This window comes from Pseudoduganella lurida (genome assembly GCF_007830455.1).
GTDB lineage: Bacteria > Pseudomonadota > Gammaproteobacteria > Burkholderiales > Burkholderiaceae_D > Rugamonas > Rugamonas lurida.
The window spans coordinates 174,446-194,183 of the sequence record NZ_VLLB01000006.1 but is presented as its reverse complement, the minus strand read 5'-3'; the positions used below and the strand labels follow the sequence as shown (position 1 = coordinate 194,183).

Below are 19,738 nucleotides of genomic sequence, written 5' to 3'. Positions count from 1 at the left end.
TTTTGGCCTGTTAATTTCCAACCGGACAGAAGCATCCACCGGCGGGATCGAGCAGGACCAACGCGAGCAAGGCATCAATAGTCAACCCATCGGTGATATTGATTTTGCCGGTGGCGAGAGCGGTCCCAGGACCGCTCGGTGTATGCATGCACGACGACCACTGGCCCGCCGGCAGGTCGTCGCAATAATAATTTCTTATTATCTTGGGTGGTTTGGGGAAAATATGAAACTTGCGAAGCGACTTCACGCGCTGCTGGCCGCCTCCATGGCGGCACTGGCCGGTTTACCGGCCTGGGCAGCGCCGGCAGCCACAGCCACATCATCCGCATCGGGCAATCCAGGCACCTACGCCGCGGCCACCGGCGGCACGGGCGGCCCCATCGCCAACCAGCTGAACCTGCAGCCGCCCGCCACCGGCATCGCTTCCGAAATCTACAACCTGCACACCTGGATGATGGTGGTGTGCCTGGTGATCTTCATCGCCGTGTTCGGCGTGATGTTCTACTCGATCTTCAAGCACCGCAAGTCCGTCGGCCACAAGGCCGCCACGTTCCACGAATCCACCGCCGTGGAAATCGCCTGGACGGTCGTGCCGTTCCTGATCGTCATCGGCATGGCGCTGCCCGCCACCCGCACCGTGGTCGGCATGAAGGACACGTCGAATCCCGACATCACCATCAAGGCCACCGGCATGCAGTGGAAGTGGGGCTACGACTACCTGCAGGGCGAAGGGGAGGGCATCTCGTTCGTGTCGAACCTGTCCACGCCGCGGTCGCAGATCGGCGCGCCGGGCCAGGCGCCCACCCAGGCGCGCGGCGAGAACTACCTGATGGAAGTGGACAACGAGGTGGTCGTCCCCGTCCACAAGAAGATCCGCGTGGTCACCACCGCCAACGACGTGATCCACTCGTGGTGGATTCCCGCCTTCGGCGTGAAGCAGGATGCGATTCCCGGCTTCGTGCGCGATACCTGGTTCAAGTCGGAACACACCGGCACCTTCCGCGGCTACTGCGCGGAGCTGTGCGGCAAGGAGCATGCGTTCATGCCGATCGTCGTGCGCGTCGTCACGGCCGGCGAGTACACGGCCTGGGTGGAAGGGAAGAAGAAGGAAATGGCCGCGCTGGCGGACGATCCGAACAAGACCTGGACGATCGACGAGCTGAAGACCAAGGGCGAGAAGGTCTACGCGACCAACTGCGTGGTCTGCCACCAGGCCACCGGCAAGGGCGTGCCGGGCGCGTTCGCGCCGCTGGACGGTTCGGCCGTCGTGAACGGTCCGAAGGATGGGCAGATCCACGTGCTGCTGAACGGCCAGAAGAGCGGCAAGTACCCGGCCGAGATGCCGGCCTGGAAGCAGCTGTCGGATACCGACATCGCCGCCGTGATCACCTACACGCGCAACAACTGGTCGAACAAGGCAGCGGAAAACATCGTCCAACCGGCCGAAATTGTGGCAGCACGTAAGTAAGGAGCTTCATCATGAGCACGACTACTCTCGACACCGCTGGCCACGCGCACGATCACGACCATGCGCATGATCACGCACATGAGCACGACCACGCCCATGATCACCCCACCGGCGCGCGCCGCTGGCTGTTTGCCACCAACCACAAGGACATCGGCACCCTGTACCTGTGGTTCTCCTTCATCATGCTGCTGTCCGGCGGCGTGCTGGCGCTGCTGATCCGCACCGAGCTGTTCCAGCCCGGCCTGCAGTTCTTCCAGCCCGAGTTCTTCAACCAGCTCACTACGATGCACGGCCTGGTGATGGTGTTCGGCGCCATCATGCCGGCCTTCGTGGGCTTCGCGAACTGGATGATCCCGCTGCAGATCGGCGCCTCCGACATGGCGTTCGCGCGCATGAACAACTTCAGCTTCTGGCTGCTGCCGCCGGCCGCGCTGCTGCTGGCCGGTTCCTTCCTGGTGCCGGGCGGCGCCACGGCAGCCGGCTGGACGCTGTACGCGCCCCTGTCCACCCAGATGGGCCCGGGCATGGACATGGCCATCTTCGCGATGCACATCATGGGCGCCTCGTCGATCATGGGCTCCATCAACATCATCGTCACCATCCTGAACATGCGCGCGCCCGGCATGACCTTGATGAAGATGCCGATGTTCTGCTGGACCTGGCTGATCACCGCCTACCTGCTGATCGCCGTGATGCCCGTGCTGGCCGGCGCCATCACGATGACGCTGACCGACCGCCACTTCGGCACCACCTTCTTCAACGCGGCCGGCGGCGGCGATCCGGTGCTGTACCAGCACATCTTCTGGTTCTTCGGCCACCCGGAGGTCTACATCATGATCCTGCCGGCGTTCGGCATCATCTCGCAGATCATCCCGGCCTTTGCGCGCAAGCCGCTGTTCGGCTACGCCTCGATGGTGTACGCCACCGCATCGATCGCCATCCTGTCGTTCATCGTGTGGGCCCACCACATGTTCACCACCGGCATGCCCGTCACCGCGCAGCTGTTCTTCATGTACGCCACGATGCTGATCGCCGTGCCCACCGGCGTGAAGGTGTTCAACTGGATCGCCACGATGTGGAAGGGCTCGATGACGTTCGAGACGCCGATGCTGTTCGCCGTCGGCTTCATCTTCGTCTTCACGATGGGCGGCTTCACGGGCCTGATCCTGGCCGTGACGCCGATCGACATCCAGGTGCAGGACACCTACTACGTGGTGGCGCACTTCCACTACGTGCTGGTGGCCGGCTCGCTGTTCGCCCTGTTCGCCGGCTTCTACTACTGGAGCCCGAAATGGACGGGCCACATGTACAACGAAACGATGGGCAAGATCCACTTCTGGCTGTCGCTCGTCACGTTCAACGTCACGTTCTTCCCGATGCACTACCTGGGCCTGGCCGGCATGCCGCGCCGCTATGCGGACTACCAGGCGCAGTTCGCCGACATGAACGCCATCGTCTCGATCGGCGCGTTCGGCTTCGGCCTGACGCAGGTGTTCTTCCTGCTGTGCGTCGTGCTGCCGACGATACGCAAGGGTGCGCCGGCCGCCGACAAGCCCTGGGAAGGCGCGGAAGGCCTGGAGTGGACCGTGCCGTCGCCGGCGCCGTTCCACACGTTTGAAACGCCGCCGCTGGTGAAGTAGGCGCGCCATGACCGATCCGAAAAAGGGCAGCAACCTGCGCCTGGCGCTCATCCTGGGCGGCCTGGCGCTGCTGTTCTTCGTCTCCGTGTTCGTCAAGCGGATCTGGCTGAGCTGAGGCCCGCCATGGCCATGAATCCCGACAACCGCATCCTGCTGAGAAAGCTGCTGGTCATCGCGGTGGCGATGTTCGGCTTCGGCTATGCGCTGATCCCCGTCTACAAGCACCTGTGCGAGGCGCTGGGCATCAATGTGCTGACGCAGAAGGATGGCACGGTGGCCGCGCCGTCGAACACGCAGGTGGACAGGAGCCGCAGCATCACGGTGGAACTGGACAGCAATGTGCAGGGCACCCTGCGCTTCCGTCCCACCACGAGCCGGGTGACGGTGCATCCGGGCGAGCTGGCGACGGTGGTGTACGAAGTGGTGAACTCGCAGGGCCGCGTCGTCAATGCGCAGGCGGTGCCCAGCTATGCGCCGCAGAGCGCCACGCCGCATTTCAAGAAGGTGGAGTGCTTCTGCTTCCGGCAGCAGACCCTGCAGGCGCACGAGGCGAAGCAGATGCCGGTGATGTTCTACATCGATCCGAAGCTGCCGCGCGAAGTGAAGACGATCACGCTGTCGTACACGTTCATCGAGGTGGCGGGGCTGGCGCAGGCACCGGTGTCGGCTTCGACGTCGAAAGGCAAGCTGTGAAGGGCGAACGCAAGCCGTCGTTCTTATATTCGCTCAAGGCGGTGCTGTGGTCGTTCGTGGGCCTGCGCCGCAAGAGCGACTTCGACCAGGATTCGGGCAGGCTGAATCCGCTGCACGTGATCGCGGCCGGCCTGCTGGCCGCCGCGCTGTTCGTCATTGTTCTGATTGTGATTGTCCGGTTGGTGGTGTCACCATAACAGCAGTACACGGGGAGATGAAAATGCGTTCGACTGAAGCACCGTATTACTTCGTGCCGGGACCGTCGCGCTGGCCGATGCTGGCGGGGATCTCGATGCTCGCGACGATGGCCGGCGCGTCCGGCTGGGTCAACGACGCGGCCTGGGGCCATTACCTGTGCCTGGCCGGCATCGTGGCGATGCTGGCCGTGCTGTTCGGCTGGTTCGGCGAAGCGATCGGCGAATCGGAAGCGGGGCTGTACAGCCGCCGCATCGATTACTCGTTCCGCTGGTCGATGGGCTGGTTCATCTTCTCCGAGGTGATGTTCTTTGCGGCGTTCTTCGGCGCGCTGTTCTACGCACGCGTGATCTCCATGCCGTGGCTGTCGGACCTGGACCACAAGCTGCTGTGGCCGGACTTCGCGCCGCAGTGGGGCAATGCCGGCCCGGCCGGCGTGGTGGACACGTTCAGCACGATGGGCCCGTTCCCCATCCCCACCATCAACACGGCGCTGCTGCTGACCTCCGGCGTGACGCTGACGATCTCCCACCATGCGCTGCGCGCCGGCCACCGTGCCAAGACGGCCTTCTGGCTCGCAGCCACGATCCTGCTGGGCGCCGTGTTCATGGGCTTCCAGGCCTACGAATACATCCACGCCTACCACGAGCTGAACCTGAAGCTCACGTCCGGCATCTACGGCTCCACGTTCTTCATGCTGACGGGCTTCCACGGCTTCCACGTGACGATGGGCGCGATCATGCTGTCCGTCGTGCTGGCGCGCGTACTGAAGGGCCACTTCACGCCGGAGAACCACTTCGCCTTCGAAGGCGCCGCCTGGTACTGGCACTTCGTGGACGTGGTCTGGCTGGGGCTGTATGTCGTCGTGTATTGGTTATAGGCCAGGGCTATAATCCGCGCTAAGGACAGGAAGGCCGCGGTGGCATCGTCACTGCGGCTTTTTTTATCGGATCCCGGTCGGCTGGATGTAGCCGAAGTGGTGCAGCACGAGAATGGCGATGAACAGCGCGATGGACAGGCCCACACGCAGCGCCAGCGCATGCACCGTGCGGTTGCTGCGCCCCCGGTCGCGCATCAGGTAGAACAGCGCGGAGCCCAGGCTGCCGATGATCAGGATGAATGCGATGGCGACGAAAATTTTCATGGTGGCGCATGCCTCAAGGTGAGACCTCATTGTAATGCGTATCCCTTTCCGCACCGGGGCAATACCGCTGATTGCCACGCTGCTGCTGGTAGCGCTGGGCGTGACGCTGGGCCGCTGGCAGGATGGGCGCGCCGAGCAGAAGCTGGCGCTCGCTGCCCGCATCGCTGCCGCCAATGCCGCCGCGCCGCTGGTGCTGCATGGCGAGCAGGTGGCGCCGGAACGCGCGCTATGGCGGCGCATCGCCGTCACCGGCACCTTCGTGCGCGACTGGCCCGTCTACCTGGACAACCGGCCCAATGGCGGGCGCGCCGGCTTCGTGCTGCTGATGCCGTTCCGGATCGGCCACACGGCCACGCACGTGCTGGTGGCACGCGGCTGGCTGCCACGCGATCCGCAGGACCGCGAACGCATCGCCGCCTATCCCACGCCACCGGGCGTGGTGACCATCGAAGGCCTGGCGAAACCCGATGCGGGCCGCCTGCTGCAGCTGGGCGAGCCGGCGTCGCTGCGGCCGCACGCGATCGTGCAGAACGCGCTGCCGGAGGACGTGGCACGCGCCACCGGCCTGGCGTTCGAACCCTTCGTCATCCAGCAGACCTCGGCCGATGGCAGCGAAGGCATGCTGGTGCGCGACTGGCCCGCGCCGGATCTGGGTGTCGACAAGCACCGTGGCTACGCATTCCAGTGGTATGCGCTGGCCGTGACGGCCTTTTTGTTCTTTCTCGTGAGCGGATTCCGACGTGGCAGAAAAACCAGCTGAACCCACCCAACCTGCGGTGCACCCATCTCCCGTGAACCGGTCGCGCGGGCGCTGGAAGCTCCTTGCCGTGCTGGCCGTCTGCGCCGCGCCACTGGTCGCCTCGTATTTCACCTACTACGTGATCAAGCCGGCGGCGCGTACCAACTACGGTACATTGATCGATCCCGCCGCGCACCCCATCCCGCCGATGGCCACGCGCACGCTGGGCGGCGATCCCGTCACGCTCGAATCGATGGCGGGCAAGTGGATCATGCTGAAGGTGGGCGGTTCGGACTGCGGCCAGGCCTGCCAGGACCAGCTGTTCGCGATGCGCCAGCTGCGCACCATGCAGGGCAAGGAGCGCGAGCGCATCGAACGGGTCTGGCTGATCACGGACGACAGGCCGCTCGAGACGGTGCTGCTGCGCGTGGAGGATGGCACGCGCATGCTGCGCGCGCCGGCCGACAAGGTGGCACAATGGCTGCCGGTCGAACCGGGCAGCCGCGCCGAGGACCATATCTGGCTGATCGACCCGCGCGGCCATCTGATGATGCGCTTTCCGCGTCACCCGGATCCTTCGCAGGTCAAGAAGGATCTGGGCAAGCTGCTCAAGGCGTCGTCGATCGGCTAGGCCGACCATTTTAAAGAGACTGCATGCATCACACCACGCTGGCCCAGATGGCCATCACCGCCCTGATCGTCGCGCTGCTGCCGCTGTCGATGGTCTGGATCTCGAAGGATGTCGACAAGTACCGCAAGCTCGTCTGGGTCAGCGTGTTCCTCACCTTCGACCTGATCGTGTTCGGCGCCTTTACCCGCCTGACCGATTCCGGCCTGGGCTGCCCTGACTGGCCGGGCTGCTACGGCCTGGCCAACCCTTTCCTGGCGCATGACGAGATCCGCGCGGCCGAGGCGCTGATGCCCACCGGCCCCGTCACGCTGTTCAAGGCCTGGGTCGAGATGATCCACCGCTACCTGGCGATGGGCATCGGCATTCTGATCATGGCGATGATGGCCACCGCCTGGTACCGCTGGCGCCGCGAGAAGAAGGCCGGCTACCAGCCCGGCTATCCGACCGCGCTGTTCCTGTTCATCTGCCTGCAGGGCGCGTTCGGCGCCTGGACCGTCACGCTCAAGCTGCAGCCGATCATCGTCACGATGCACCTGCTGCTGGGCATGGGCCTGCTGGCGCTGCTGGTGTGGTTCGGAGAAAAGCAGAACCACGCGGTGCAGTCGTCCGGCCCGGCTGGCGTACCCGCCGTGATGCCGGGCGGCCTGCGCGTGCTGGCGGCCCTGTCCGGCGTCGTGCTGCTGGTGCAGCTGTTCCTGGGCGGATGGGTAAGCACCAACTACGCCACGCTGGCCTGCACCGAATTCCCCCTGTGCGGCGGTGGCCGGGTGATCCCGGAGATGGACTTCGGGCACGGCTTCCACCTGTGGCGCGAGCTGGGCAAGACCTCGGCCGGCCACTACCTGCCGTTCTCGGCGCTCACGGCGATCCACTGGGTGCACCGCAATTTCGCGCTCGTCGTCGTGTTCGTGCTGGGCTACACCTGCTGGCGCGCGCGGCACGTGGCGGCGCTGCGCAAGCCCGTCCGGGGCATCGCGATCGTGCTGGTGCTGCAGGCATTGACAGGCATCGCCACGATCTACCTGAGCTATCCGCTGGCCATCGCCGTGCTGCACAACGCCGGGGCGGCCGCCCTCGTGCTGTGCCTGACCATGGTAAACTACCGGGTTGTGTTCCTGACGTCCCCCCGATGACCACCCAAGCCCTGACCCACACCACCGCCAGCCGCGTCGCCCAGTACTGGGCGCTGACGAAGCCGCGCGTGACGCAACTGGCGGTGTTCTGCGCGGTCATCGGCATGTTCCTCGCCACCGACGAGCTGCCGCCCTGGCGCACCGTCGTCGCCGGCACGATCGGCATCTGGCTGCTGGCCGGCGCTGCGTTCGCCGTCAACTGCCTGGCCGAGCGCGAGATCGATGCGCGCATGGCCCGCACCGCGCGCCGGCCGATGGCGCGCGGCGAGATCACCCCGCAGCAGACCATGGTCTTTTCGGCCATCATCGGTGGCGCGGGCATGTGGATCCTGTATGCGCTGGTCAATCCGCTGACGATGTGGCTGACCTTCGTCACCTTCGTCGGCTATGCCGTGATCTACACGATGATACTGAAGCCGGCCACGCCGCAGAACATCGTCATCGGCGGGCTGTCCGGCGCGATGCCGCCGGCGCTGGGCTGGGCGGCCGTGGCCAACGACGTGCCGATGCAGGCCTGGCTGCTGGTGCTGATCATCTTCCTGTGGACGCCGCCGCACTTCTGGGCGCTGGCCCTGTACCGCCGCGACGACTACGCCAAGTCCGGCCTGCCGATGCTGCCCATCACGCACGGCATGGGGTTCACGCAGTTCCACGTGTTCCTGTACTCGATCGCGCTGGCCGCCACCACCTTGCTGCCGTTCGCGGTGCGCATGAGCGGGCTGATCTACCTGGCCAGTGCCGTCGTGCTGGATGCCGTGTTCCTGTGGTACGGCTGGCGCATCTGGCGCAACTACAGCGACCTGCTGGCCCGCAAGGCGTTCGCGTTCTCGATTCTCTACCTGGCGCTGCTGTTCGGCGCACTGCTGCTCGACCACTACGTCCGGATCTGACATGAAAAAGCTGTTCGCCGCGCTGTGCATGCCGCTGTTCCTCGTCCTCGCACTGGCCGCCTGTTCGGAGCGCCGGCCGGCCTTCAACAACACCGACATCACGGGCCTGAACTACGCCAAGGGCTTCTCGCTGAAGGACCACGACGGCAAGCCCGTCACGCTGGAGACCTACAAGGGCAAGGTCGTCGTCATGTTCTTCGGCTACACGCAGTGCCCGGACGTGTGCCCGACCACGATGGCGGAAATGGCCAATGTGATGAAGGAACTGGGCCCGCAGTCGGACGAAGTGCAGGTGCTGTTCGTGACGCTCGATCCGGAGCGCGACAAGCCCGAGCTGCTGCGCGAATACGCGCCGGCCTTCGACAAGCGCTTCGTGGGCCTGTACGGCACGCCGGCCGAAACGATCCAGACGGCCCAGGAATTCAAGGTGTTCTTCCAGAAGGTGCCGGGCCAGACGCCGGACAGCTACACGATCGACCACACGGCCGGCAGCTACGTGTTCGACAAGCAGGGCAAGCCGCGCCTGTTCCTGCGCCATAACCAGGGCGCCGCGCCGATCGTGCACGACCTGAAGCTGCTGCTTTCATGAACCCTTAAGTTCCAGGCGGCCGCGGCGCCGCGCAACCCTGCTAAGCTGGCGCATCGCCATTCTGCCGGCCGAACGCATGGAAAAGCGCTTTCAACCCTATACCCGCCTCGCGGCCATCGTCTTCCTCGTCATCGGCTGCCTGTGGGTGCTGCGGCCGTTCCTCCCCGCCGTGCTGTTCGCCTGCGCGATCACGATCTCCAGCTGGCCCCTGTACTTGCGGCTGGTGGCGCGGCTGCGCGGCCGCGGCACGCTGGCCGCCACCGTGATGACCGTGTCGCTGGTCCTCGTGATCCTGCTGCCGCTGGCGCTCGTGACATGGAACGTGGCGGATAACGCCGGCAATGTGTACCGCGCGCTGCGCGCCGCGCTGGACGCCGGCACCATCGCGCCGCCGGCCTGGCTGCGCACCATCCCCGTCATCGGCGACAGTGCCTACCATTATTTCGAAGGCCTGATCGGCAGCCGCGAACAGCTGGTCGATACAGCCAAGCGCTTCATGGAGCCGGCCCGGCACTTCCTGCTGGGCGGCGGTATCGTGCTGGGCAGCGGCGTGGCGCAGGTGAGCCTGGCCGCCTTCGTGAGCTTCTTCCTGTACCGCGACGGCCAGACGCTGCTGCGGGCCCTGTCGGTAGGCATGGACAAGATCATGGGCGAGCACGCGCTGGAGGTGGCCGACACCGTCGCCCGCACCGTGCGCGGCGTGATGTACGGCCTGCTCGGCACGGCGCTGGCGCAGGCCGCCGTGGCCGCCGTGGGCTTCCTGATCGCCGGCGTGCCGGCCGTGGCGCTGCTGGCCGTGGCCACCTTCCTGTTCTCGCTGATTCCCGTCGGGCCGCCGCTGGTGTGGGGCGGCGCCGCGCTGTGGCTGTTCTACCAGGGCAGCACCGGCTGGGCGATCTTCATGGCCGTGTGGGGCGTGTTCCTGATCAGCGGCGTGGACAATGTCGTCAAGCCGCTGCTGATCAGCCGCGGCTCCAGCCTGCCGTTCCTGCTGGTGCTGCTGGGCGTGCTGGGCGGCGTGATCGCCTTCGGCTTCGTCGGCCTGTTCATCGGGCCCACGCTGCTGGCCGTGGCGCTCGGCCTGCTGCGCAACTGGACCAATGTGCATCCCGTCACGCCGCACCAGGCCGGCCCTGCGCATGGCGAGGCGGCGCCGTGACGGAACCTGCAATCAGTCCAGCAGCGTCTTCACCAGCACGCGGCCATCCGGCAGCGTGCTTTCCTGCTTCACCATCTGCTGGGTGCCTTTCGCGTACCAGAACTTCGACACGCTGCCCGGCTGGTTGTAGTCGGTGGTGACGAGCCAGCAGTCCACCGGGCCCGCCGGGCCGCCGATCGCCTCGCTGCCCGCCACCTTGAACGTGTAGCGCGCCGGCGCGGCCGCACCGCCGGCGTGATAGAACACGATCTGCGCCTCGTAACCCTCGGCCAGCGGCAGCGCCTGCAAAAATTCCATGTCCGTCTCGAAGTTGAAGGCCGCTTCGGGCGAGGGCACCACCAGCGCCTTCTGCGTGTTGTCAGGCAGGTCCGGCAGGCCGGTGATGCGGTCCGGCGCGAACGCGAAACCTTCGACAGTCTTCTTGCCGTCCTTCTCCGTGATGCGCACGTGCGTCAGCGGCCGGAAGGTGCCTGTGTCGAACGTCGATTCCAGCCATTTGGTGGATGGCGTCTTGCCGACCGCGTCCCAGCGCTGGCGGATCTGCAGGCGCTTGCCGTCGAAGTGGATGTCGCGCTGCCAGATGTCGAGCGCCGTGTTGCTGTCGGCCGTGCGCAGGTAGCGCAGGTAGCGGTGGCTGCCTTCCTTCAGCAGGTTGAAGCGGGGCAGCTGGCTGCCCACTTCGACATACTGGGGTGCGGCGTGGACTGCGCCGGCCAGCAGGAATGTCGGCAGGAGCGCCGGCAGGAGCGCGAGGAAGATGGCGGAACAGGATGGACGCATCGGGATCTCCACGGTGGTGAAGCCCCCGAGTATAGTCCAGTGGCGGATCAGTCCTGCTCGTCCTCGGCCGGACGCACCTGGCGGGGGATCACCTTGACCAGCAGGATGCGCGGGCCGTTCATCTTGCGCACCACGATGTCGAAGGCATTGAAGCTCACGCGCTGGCCCTGTTTCGGGATGTCGCCGAGCTTGAGCATGACCAGGCCGCCCACGGATTCCACTTCGTCGAGGCCCATTTCCTCGTTCTCGATGTCGATGCCCAGCACCCGTTCCAGCGAGAAGATCGGCAGGCTGGCCTTGCCGATCAGCGTGCCGTCGGCCCCCTTCAGCCAGTCGTTCTCGTTGAGGCGGAATTCGTCGTGGATCTCGCCCACCATCGCGCCCAGCAGGTTGTCCAGCGTAAGGAAGCCGACCGGGCGCTTGCCCTTTTCGCCGATCAGCGCGAAGTGGGGCGCGCCTTCGCGGAAGCGGCGGAACAGTTCCAGCGCGGGCGTGCGCGCGGAGATCGTTTCCACCGGGCGCAGGAAGGCCGTGAAGGAGTGGATCGGCTTGCCGGACTGCTGGGCGAAGAACAGGTCCTTCAGGTGCACCACGCCCAGCACGCTGTTGCCGTCCTCGTCGAAATACGGATAGCGCGAGAAGCGGTTGCGCACCACCGTTTCCAGGTTCTGCTCGATGGGGCGGGAGGCCTGCAGCGCGATCACCTCGTTGATGGGTCGCATCAGGTCGGAGACGCGCAGCTGCGAGAAGTCCAGCGTGTTGGCCAGGATGTTGCGCTCGTCGCGGTTGAACTGCTCGCCCGGCTTGCTGGTGCGCAGGATCAGCTTCAGCTCGTCGAGCGAATAGTGCGACTCATGGCCGCCCGAGCCTTTCAGGCCGGCCAGGCGCAGCACCATGTTGGCGCTCTGGTTCAGCAGCCAGATGGCGGGATACATCATCCAGTAGAACGCATACAGCGGCACGGCGCACCACAGGCCCACCGCTTCCGGAATGCGGATCGCCAGCGATTTCGGCGCCAGTTCGCCGACGACGATGTGCAGGAAGGAGATGGTGACGAAGGCAAAGACGAACGAGATGCCGTGGATGATTTCCTGCGACGTGATGCCGATGGCCGCCAGCAGCGGTTCGAGCAGGCCGGCAAACGCCGGTTCGCCGATCCAGCCCAGGCCCAGCGAGGCCAGCGTGATGCCCAGCTGGCAGGCCGACAGGTAGGCATCGAGCTGGCCGTGCACCTTTTCCAGGATGCGGCCCTTGAAGCCCTGCGTTTTCGCGATGGCGCGCACGCGGGTGCGGCGCAGCGTCACGATGCCGAATTCGGCGGCCACGAAGAAACCGTTCAATGCAACGAGGAGGAAGGCCAGCAGGACAAGCAGTAGATTATGCATAGGACGCACTTCGGGTTGCAGCCGGCCCGGCGCAGGCGCTGACGTGTGGCCATACGCTGCCAAAAGGCGCGAACTTCCCCGAAAGCGGGTAGTTTAAAACGCCATCTTATCCGACCCGGCCGCCGGTCCGCGCAATTTTCGCCGGCGCGTGCGGACCATGCCGGCGAAGGATGCCGCGTGCCGCGCGCGCCAGCCGTGTTTTGAGCCGGCCCGCAAAACCAGTATAGTTGGCAGGTTTGGCCTGCAGAACGGGGGCCGGATAGTTCCACGCAAGGTGGTCGCTTTCCCTACTTCAGAGGCATTATGCGGGTCTGGTTCAACAGGACGTTTTCATCGGTCGCCACGGCGATGCGGCTCATCCGGCAGGAAGACCGGGCGGGCCGCTATCGCCTGATCTACACCGCCGGCAGCGCCGGCATCGCCGCCGCGGCCGCCGACCATTTCGAGCTGGAACCGAAGCTGAAGGGCGAGGAGTACCTGGCCTGGTGCCTCGACTTCTGCCGCCGGCACGAGGTGGGCATCTTCGTGCCGGGCCGCGAGGCGGCATTGATCAGCGGTGCGGCAGAGCGCTTTGCTGCCATGGGCACGCGCGTGCTGACGGTGGGCAGCCCGGCCGTGCTAGAGCTCCTGCACGACAAGGCGCGCTTCTATGCGACGGTCGACCTGCCGCTGGCCGCGCCGCCGGAAACGCTGCCCTTCACGACGCTGGCCGGATTCGATGCGGCGCACGCCGTGCTGCGCGCGAAGCACGGCAAGCTGTGCGTGAAGCCTTCCCAGTCCGTGTATGGGCTGGGCTTTGCGATCCTGGACGAACGGCGCAGCAGCGCGCAACTGCTGCTGGCCGGCGAGCAGTATCACATCGGCCTGGAGGACCTGCGCACGGGCCTCGGCCAGCTGGAAGACTTCCGCACGATGCTGCTGATGGAGTACCTCGACGGCCACGAGTACAGCGTCGATTGCGTGGGCGACGCCGGGCGCCTGGTGTGCGCCGTCCCGCGCCGCAAGCCAATGGCGGCCGGCACGGGGCAGGTGATCGATCCTCGTGCAGACATCCTCGCCGCCACGGCGAAGTTGACGGCCGATTACGGCCTGAACGGCCTGTTCAACGTGCAGTTCCGCGAGCACGAAGGGCGGCTGCGGCTGCTGGAGATCAATCCCCGCATGTCCGGCGGCATCGGCATGGCCTGCCTGGCCGGCCCCGTGCTGCCCTACGTGGCGCTGGCCGGCTTCGACCAGGGCTTCGACCGCATCGACATACCGCCGGTGCGCGCCGGCGTGCGGGTGGCCGAGGCGGCGCTGCCGGTCGTGCTGGCGGAGGACGCATGACGACCCTCGTGACGGACAGCCGCGAGATCGCCATGCCCACCGGCGTGCTGCGCGTTGACGTGGCACCCGGGCCGTTCGCCCTCGATGCGCTGCTGGGCTTCGGTGCCCGCGCCAATGCACGCCGCGGCTTCCTGTTCGTCAGCAAGGTGCTGGGCAAGCACTGGCCTTCGCGTCCCGCCGCCATGCGCGCGCTGCATGCGGCATTGGCCGCCCAGCTGCCGGCGGACCTGCCCGGTCCCCTGGTGTTCGTCGGGCTGGCCGAGACGGCCGTCGGGCTGGGGCAGGGCGTGTTCGATGCCCACCTGGCCGGCGATGGCGCGCAGGAAGCGCTGTTCCTGCACACCACCCGCTACCGCATGGATGGCGTGCCCCTGATCGAATTCACCGAAGCGCACAGCCATGCGCCGCGCCAGTTCCTGCACCTGCCCGTGGACGCGACGCTGCGCGAGCTGTTCCTGCGCGCCCGCACGCTGGTGCTGGTGGACGACGAGGCCAGCACGGGCAACACCTTCCGCAACCTGGCCGCCGCCTGCCGCGCGCTCAATCCCGCGCTGGCGCACGTCCACGTGGTCACGCTGGCCAACTTCATGGGGTCAGGGGCCGCGGCCGAACTGGGGCGTGACATCGGCCTGCCCGTCACCCTGGGCGCCGCGCTGCAGGGCAGCTATGCGTTCGAGGCCGGCGACGCGCCACCGCAGGCCCCGCCGGCACAGATCGTGGGCGCGGCCGGCAGCTTGCCGGTCGGCGGCGCATTCGGCCGTACCGGGCTGGCGCACAGGCTGACGGTCCCGTCATCGATCGTGGCAGCCCTGGCGTCCTCCGTGCAGCCCGGCGAATCCGTGCTGGTGCTTGGCACGGGCGAATTCATGCACGCGCCGTTCGTGCTGGCGTGCGCGCTGGAAGATCGGGGCATCGACGTGGCCGTGCAGTCCACCACGCGCTCGCCGATCCTGCAATGGGGCGCCATCGGCAGCCGCCTGGCCTTCGCCGACAACTACGGCGAGGGCGTCGCCAACTACCTGTACAACGTGCGGCCCGGCCAGTATGCGCACGTGTTCATCTGCCACGAAACGCCGCTCGACAATAGCCAGCAGGACGGGCTCCATGCGCTCGCCGCGCAGCTCGGCGCCCGGCTCATCCACTTCCGCTCGGAGCATCACGTTGAATAAATTCCTGTTCGTCGACCTCGACGACACCCTGTTTACCTCGCTGCCCAAGTGCGGCGCGGACGATGTGCTGGAGCCGGTGGCCTTCCTGAAGGACGGCGCGCCGATCTCGTACACCAACGGGCGGCAGCGCGCCTTCATCGAGCACTTCGCCGCCGGCATGACGATGATTCCCGCCACGGCGCGCAACCGCGATGCGCTGGGCCGCGTGCGCCTGCCGTTCACGAGCTACCAGATCATCGACTACGGCGGCATCGTGCTGGCCCCCGACGGCGCGCCGGACCCCGTCTGGCTGGCCCGCATGGGCGACGACATGGCGACCGCGCTGCCGGGCCTGCGCCGGGCCATGGCGGTGATCGACGCGTACGCGGAACGTGCCGGCCTGGCCATGCGCGCGCGCCTGATCGAGGACTACGGCCTGCCGTTCTACGTGGTGGTGAAGGATCCGGACAAGCGGTCCGAGCGCCTCGATCCCGTCGAAGCGGAGGCCGTGCTGCCATGGCTGGCGGACGAGGGGCAGGACTTCTGCCTGCATCGCAACGGCAACAACCTGGCCATCATGCCGCAGCGGCTGAACAAGGTGCGCGCCGTCGAGTACGTGCAGGCGCGGCTGCGCGAGCAGCATGGTGCCATCATGACCTTCGGCATGGGCGACAGCCGGTCGGACGCGCGCTTCATGGCCGCCTGCGACTACGCGATCATCCCGCGCGGCACGCAGCTGGCGGCGCTGACGGTGGAGGCGCTGTGACGCCATCCCGCGACACCCCTTTCTCCGGCAGCTACCGCGCCGACGACGTGCAGATCCTGCTCAAGCAGCTGCCGGCGCAGGACTTCGTCAGCGTGGCCGACAAGGAAGCGCTGATCCAGTCCGGCCAGCGGCACTACAGCGAGATGCTGTCGCCGGAATCGCTGCCATCGGCGCGCTATCTCGACCTGTTCGATGCGGCATGCCGCGAGAACCGCGAGCAGATGGCGGCCGACTGCCTGGTGCTGGCCAGCCTGATCGCCGCGCGGCGGGGCGGCGACATCACGCTGGTATCGCTGGCCCGCGCCGGCACGCCGGTGGGAGTGATCCTGAAGCACCTGCTGGCCCGCGTGTTCGACCGCGCGGCGGCCCATTATTCCGTATCGATCATCCGCGACCGCGGCATCGACGAAGTGGCGCTGGGGGCGATCGTGGCCCGCCATGCGCCGGAATCGATCGTGTTCGTCGACGGCTGGACCGGCAAGGGCGTGATCTCCCGCGAGCTGGAACACTGGGTGGCGCTGTTCAATGCGCGCCATGGCGTGGCCATCGACAGCGGCCTGTTCGTGCTGTCCGACCTGGCCGGCACGGCCGCCTGCGCCGCGTCCGCGGCCGACTACCTGATCCCGTCCAGCATCCTGAACGCCACCGTTTCGGGCCTCATCAGCCGTTCGATCCTGAACGAGGCCATCGGGCCCGGCGACTTTCATGGCTGCGTGTACTACGGAACTTTCGCACCACAGGACCGCTCGCGCAGCTTTGCCGACGACATCGTGGCCGCGGCGCTGGAACGCGCTGCCGGTGCCGGGATTCCCGACGCCGTGCCGCTGGAGCGCGAGCGTGCCGCTGCCACGTCGCGCGCCTGCCTGGCCGCGATCTCGGCGCAGTACGGCATCGCCGACATCAACCTGGTCAAGCCCGGCATTGGCGAAGCCACGCGCGTGCTGCTGCGCCGCGTGCCATACCTGCTGATCCTGCGCGATCCGGCCGCGGAGGCAGTGGCGCACCTGCAGGTGCTGGCACAGGAGAAGGGCGTGCCCGTCGCGGTCGATCCCGACTTGCCTTATCATGCCGTTTCATTGATCAGGAGTGGTACCGATGCATGACCAGCCCATAGGCGCATCGCTGTATGTGCCCGCTACGCACAAGGACCTGCCCGCCATCGCCAGCGGGGCGCGGCTGCCATCGCTGCGCTCCGTGATCTTCTGCACCGAGGATGCGGTGGCGGCGCGCGACCTGGCCATCGCGCTGGCCAACCTGGCTGCCACGCTGCGCGACATGCCGGCCGAGGCACCGCTCGACCGCTTCGTGCGGGTGCGGAACCCGGACATCCTGGCACGCGTGCTGGCGATGCCCGGCGCGGCGAAGCTGACGGGCTTCGTGCTGCCGAAGACCACCCGCGCCAACCTGGACGACTACCTGGCGCCGCTGGCCGGTACGCGCCACCTGCTGATGCCCACGCTGGAAACGGCCGAGGTGTTCGATCCGCTGGAGATGCGCGAGCTGCGCGTGCGGCTGGCGGCACCGGACGTGGCGCCCCGCATCCTGGCGCTGCGCATCGGCGGCAACGACCTGCTGGCGTTGCTCGGCCTGCGCCGTCCGCGCACCATGACGCTGTACGCCACGCCGCTGGGACCCGTGATCGCGAACCTGGTGACGACGTTCCGCCCGCACGGCTTTCGCCTGACCGCGCCCGTGTTCGAGCATCTCGACTGCCCGGAACTGATGGCGCAGGAAGTGCAGCAGGACCTGGCGTACGGCATGGTGGGCAAGACGGCCATCCATCCCACGCAGATCGACCTGATCGAGCAGCACTACCGCGTGCAGCCGACCGAGGTGGCGATGGCGCGCAGGATCCTCGATGCCGATGCGCCCGCCGTGTTCCGCATGGACGATTCGATGTGCGAGGTGGCCACGCACCGCGACTGGGCCAGCGCCGTGATGGCGCGGGCCAGCCGCTTCGGCACGCATCCGCCCGCGCGGGTCAGCCTGCTGCGGCCCGCCGCATGGCGGCAAGGCGGTGGCATGGCAGCAGAAAAAATCATCGGCGCCGACCCGGGTCGGCACTGACGCAGCCTGGCGGCGATCCCGGATCGCCGTGTACCTGAACGGCGCAGGCCACGGCCTCGCCACACATTAACCAGATAGGAGTCAACCATGGCAATCAGTTTGCAAAAAGGCGGCAACGTCAACCTCAGCAAGGAAGCACCGGGCCTGAAGAAGGTCATCATCGGCCTGGGCTGGGATCCCCGCGCCACCGACGGCTCCGAGTTCGACCTCGACGGCAGCTGCTACCTGGTGAAGGCCGATGGCAAGGTGCGCGGCGACGCGGACTTCATCTTCTACAACAACCTGAAATCCACCGATGGCGCCGTGGTGCACGCCGGCGACAACCGCACCGGTGCCGGCGAGGGCGACGACGAGACGATCGCCGTCGACCTGGCCGCACTGCCGGCCGAGATCGACCGCGTGTCGTTCGCCGTGACGATCCACGAGGCCGATGCGCGCCGCCAGAACTTCGGCCAGGTGGCCAAGGCCTTCATCCGCTGCGTGAACGCCGATGGCGGCACGGAACTGGCCCGCTACGACCTGTCGGAAGACGGCTCGACGGAAACGGCGATGATCTTCGGCGAGCTGTATCGCAACGGCGCCGACTGGAAGTTCCGCGCCATCGGCCAGGGCTTCAAGGGCGGCCTGGGCCCGCTGGCCCGCTCGTTCGGCGTGAACGTGTAAGCACGTACCGCCCCATGACCGCCCGGCGGCCGCTGGTACCCCAGCCGCCGCCGTTTTTTTCATCCTTCACTTCCCATTCCATGAAAACCTTCACACGTGGCGAAAAGAGCCGCCTGGCCGACCTGGGCCTGGGCACGCGCCTGGCGGTGGCCATCGACATGCCGGCGCCAGGCATCACCGTCGACCTGTCCTGCTTCGGCCTCGATGCGGCGGACAAGCTCGCGGACGAGCGCTACATGATCTTCTACAACCAGCCGGCCAGCCCGGAAGGCGCGCTGCGCGTCGACCTGTCGGCCGGGCGCGCTGTTTTCAACATCGACCTGGACGCCTTGCCCGCGTCGATCGCCAAGCTGGTGTTCACCGGCGCCGTCGATGGCAGCGGCACGATGCGGGGCATCGGCAATGGCACGCTCAAGCTGGGCGACGGCGCGGCATTCCCGTTCGCGGGCGGCGACTTCCAGGAAGAGAAGGCCGTGATCCTTGGCGAGCTGTATCGCCGCGACGGCCAGTGGCGCTTCGGCGCGGTGGGGCAGGGCTTCAACGGCGGCCTGGCCGCGCTGCTGGCGCACTTCGGCGGCGAGGCGGCCGCACCCACGGCAGCTCCTGTTTCTGCTCCGGCGCCTGTTTCTGCTCCTGCTCCGGCACCGGCCAAGATTTCGCTGTCCAAGGTCACGCTGGAAAAACGCGGCGACAAGGTCTCGCTGGAGAAGAAGGCAGGCGGCCGCGGTTTCGGCAGGATCCGCGTCAACCTGAACTGGAACCGCGGCGGGGTCGCGGCCGAGCCGGAGAAGAAGGGCCTGTTTGGCGGCATGTTCGGCGCGAAGAAGCCGAACGGCATCGACCTGGACCTGGGCTGCCTGTTCGAGCTGGCCGATGGCCGGCCCGGCTGCGTGCAGGCGCTGGGCGACGCGTGGGGGCGTTTCGACGAGAAGCCGTTCATCGAACTGGACAGCGACGACCGCACCGGCACGTCGACCGCCGGCGAGAACATGCACATCAACGGCGACCGTTTCGACGAGATCCGGCGCGTGCTGGTGTTCGCGTTCATCTACGAGGGTGTGCCCAACTGGGCCGCCACGGATGGCGTGGTGACGATCGAGGTGCCGGGCCACCCCACCGTCGAGGTGCGGCTCGACCATGCCGCCAACGAACGCATGTGCGCCATCGCGTCGATCGAGAACCGCAACGGCGAGCTGCAGGTCACCAAGCTGGTGGACTACATCGGCGCGCGGCCCGGCACGGGCTCGCACCAGGTGATGGACCAGAAATACGGCTTCGGCCTGCGCTGGGCCGCCGGCTCGAAAGGCTGAGCCGCCAGCCGC

Annotated in this window: 22 protein-coding genes; 19 read left to right on the top strand and 3 right to left on the bottom strand. The window is 66.9% G+C overall.

Annotated elements, in window-relative coordinates; translation table 11 throughout:
• Window positions 1–223 precede the first annotated feature (223 nt).
• The 6 genes from coxB to IP91_RS17770 are packed head-to-tail and all read left to right on the top strand — an operon-like array spanning window position 224 to window position 4,876.
• Entirely contained in the window at window positions 224–1,468 is a 1,245-nt protein-coding gene (gene coxB, locus IP91_RS17790) for a cytochrome c oxidase subunit II (protein ID WP_145650435.1), read from the top strand.
• Between the two features lie 11 nt (window positions 1,469–1,479).
• Window positions 1,480–3,108 (top strand): cytochrome c oxidase subunit I, encoded by a 1,629-nt coding sequence (ctaD, locus tag IP91_RS17785; protein ID WP_145650434.1) that lies wholly within the window; start codon window positions 1,480–1,482, stop codon window positions 3,106–3,108.
• A gap of 7 nt (window positions 3,109–3,115) precedes the next feature.
• Entirely contained in the window at window positions 3,116–3,223 is a 108-nt protein-coding gene (locus IP91_RS26495) for a cytochrome oxidase small assembly protein (RefSeq protein ID WP_229474593.1), read from the top strand.
• 8 nt (window positions 3,224–3,231) lie between these two features.
• On the top strand, window positions 3,232–3,801 hold the full coding sequence (locus IP91_RS17780) for a cytochrome c oxidase assembly protein (RefSeq protein WP_145650433.1): 570 nt from the start codon (window positions 3,232–3,234) through the stop codon (window positions 3,799–3,801).
• Window positions 3,798–3,998, top strand: a complete 201-nt coding sequence (locus IP91_RS17775; protein WP_145650432.1) for a DUF2970 domain-containing protein — start codon at window positions 3,798–3,800, stop codon at window positions 3,996–3,998. Before IP91_RS17780 ends, IP91_RS17775 begins: the two co-directional genes overlap by 4 nt.
• Before the next feature lie 17 nt (window positions 3,999–4,015).
• Entirely contained in the window at window positions 4,016–4,876 is an 861-nt protein-coding gene (locus tag IP91_RS17770) for a cytochrome c oxidase subunit 3 (RefSeq protein ID WP_145650431.1), read from the top strand.
• Between the two features lie 63 nt (window positions 4,877–4,939).
• On the opposite strand, the gene IP91_RS17765 is transcribed toward IP91_RS17770, so the two are convergent.
• Complete coding sequence (locus tag IP91_RS17765) at window positions 4,940–5,140, bottom strand: twin transmembrane helix small protein (RefSeq protein ID WP_145650430.1); 201 nt, start codon at window positions 5,138–5,140, stop codon at window positions 4,940–4,942.
• Between the two features lie 34 nt (window positions 5,141–5,174).
• Between IP91_RS17765 and IP91_RS17760 the strand changes: the two genes are divergently transcribed.
• The 6 genes from IP91_RS17760 to IP91_RS17735 all read left to right on the top strand — a co-directional run bounded on the left by IP91_RS17760 (window position 5,175) and on the right by IP91_RS17735 (window position 10,281).
• Complete coding sequence (locus tag IP91_RS17760; RefSeq protein WP_145650429.1) at window positions 5,175–5,900, top strand: SURF1 family protein; 726 nt, start codon at window positions 5,175–5,177, stop codon at window positions 5,898–5,900.
• Between the two features lie 31 nt (window positions 5,901–5,931).
• Window positions 5,932–6,510: an SCO family protein gene (locus IP91_RS17755; RefSeq protein ID WP_229474591.1), complete on the top strand. Its 579-nt coding sequence runs from the start codon at window positions 5,932–5,934 to the stop codon at window positions 6,508–6,510.
• 23 nt (window positions 6,511–6,533) lie between these two features.
• Complete coding sequence (locus IP91_RS17750) at window positions 6,534–7,643, top strand: COX15/CtaA family protein (RefSeq protein ID WP_229474589.1); 1,110 nt, start codon at window positions 6,534–6,536, stop codon at window positions 7,641–7,643.
• An 11-nt stretch (window positions 7,644–7,654) separates the two neighbouring features.
• A complete protein-coding gene (cyoE, locus tag IP91_RS17745) occupies window positions 7,655–8,533 on the top strand; it encodes a heme o synthase (RefSeq protein ID WP_145650582.1) in 879 nt (292 codons plus the stop codon).
• Between the two features lies 1 nt (window position 8,534).
• A complete protein-coding gene (locus tag IP91_RS17740) occupies window positions 8,535–9,122 on the top strand; it encodes an SCO family protein (protein ID WP_145650427.1) in 588 nt (195 codons plus the stop codon).
• Between the two features lie 76 nt (window positions 9,123–9,198).
• Window positions 9,199–10,281, top strand: a complete 1,083-nt coding sequence (locus IP91_RS17735) for an AI-2E family transporter (RefSeq protein ID WP_145650426.1) — start codon at window positions 9,199–9,201, stop codon at window positions 10,279–10,281.
• Between the two features lie 12 nt (window positions 10,282–10,293).
• On the opposite strand, the gene IP91_RS17730 is transcribed toward IP91_RS17735, so the two are convergent.
• Window positions 10,294–11,061: a DUF3108 domain-containing protein gene (locus IP91_RS17730; RefSeq protein ID WP_145650425.1), complete on the bottom strand. Its 768-nt coding sequence runs from the start codon at window positions 11,059–11,061 to the stop codon at window positions 10,294–10,296.
• Between the two features lie 47 nt (window positions 11,062–11,108).
• Complete coding sequence (locus IP91_RS17725) at window positions 11,109–12,446, bottom strand: hemolysin family protein (RefSeq protein ID WP_145650424.1); 1,338 nt, start codon at window positions 12,444–12,446, stop codon at window positions 11,109–11,111.
• A gap of 303 nt (window positions 12,447–12,749) precedes the next feature.
• Here IP91_RS17725 and IP91_RS17720 point away from each other — a divergent pair, with 303 nt between their 5' ends.
• The 7 genes from IP91_RS17720 (at window position 12,750) to IP91_RS17690 (ending at window position 19,726) form a co-directional block, all read left to right on the top strand.
• A complete protein-coding gene (locus IP91_RS17720; RefSeq protein ID WP_145650423.1) occupies window positions 12,750–13,772 on the top strand; it encodes an ATP-grasp domain-containing protein in 1,023 nt (340 codons plus the stop codon).
• A complete protein-coding gene (locus IP91_RS17715) occupies window positions 13,769–14,941 on the top strand; it encodes a phosphoribosyltransferase domain-containing protein (protein ID WP_145650422.1) in 1,173 nt (390 codons plus the stop codon). Before IP91_RS17720 ends, IP91_RS17715 begins: the two co-directional genes overlap by 4 nt.
• Window positions 14,934–15,686, top strand: coding sequence for an HAD family hydrolase (locus IP91_RS17710; RefSeq protein ID WP_145650421.1), 753 nt, complete (start codon window positions 14,934–14,936; stop codon window positions 15,684–15,686). Before IP91_RS17715 ends, IP91_RS17710 begins: the two co-directional genes overlap by 8 nt.
• On the top strand, window positions 15,683–16,789 hold the full coding sequence (locus IP91_RS17705; RefSeq protein WP_145650420.1) for a cysteine protease StiP family protein: 1,107 nt from the start codon (window positions 15,683–15,685) through the stop codon (window positions 16,787–16,789). The genes IP91_RS17710 and IP91_RS17705 overlap by 4 nt, the downstream gene beginning before the upstream one ends.
• A complete protein-coding gene (locus IP91_RS17700) occupies window positions 16,782–17,753 on the top strand; it encodes an HpcH/HpaI aldolase/citrate lyase family protein (RefSeq protein WP_145650419.1) in 972 nt (323 codons plus the stop codon). Before IP91_RS17705 ends, IP91_RS17700 begins: the two co-directional genes overlap by 8 nt.
• Window positions 17,754–17,840: 87 nt before the next feature.
• The gene (locus IP91_RS17695) at window positions 17,841–18,416 is read left to right on the top strand and encodes a TerD family protein (protein ID WP_145650418.1); all 576 of its coding nucleotides are present in this window, start codon (window positions 17,841–17,843) and stop codon (window positions 18,414–18,416) included.
• An 80-nt stretch (window positions 18,417–18,496) separates the two neighbouring features.
• Window positions 18,497–19,726 (top strand): TerD family protein, encoded by a 1,230-nt coding sequence (locus IP91_RS17690; RefSeq protein ID WP_145650417.1) that lies wholly within the window; start codon window positions 18,497–18,499, stop codon window positions 19,724–19,726.
• The last annotated feature ends 12 nt before the right edge of the window (window positions 19,727–19,738 follow it).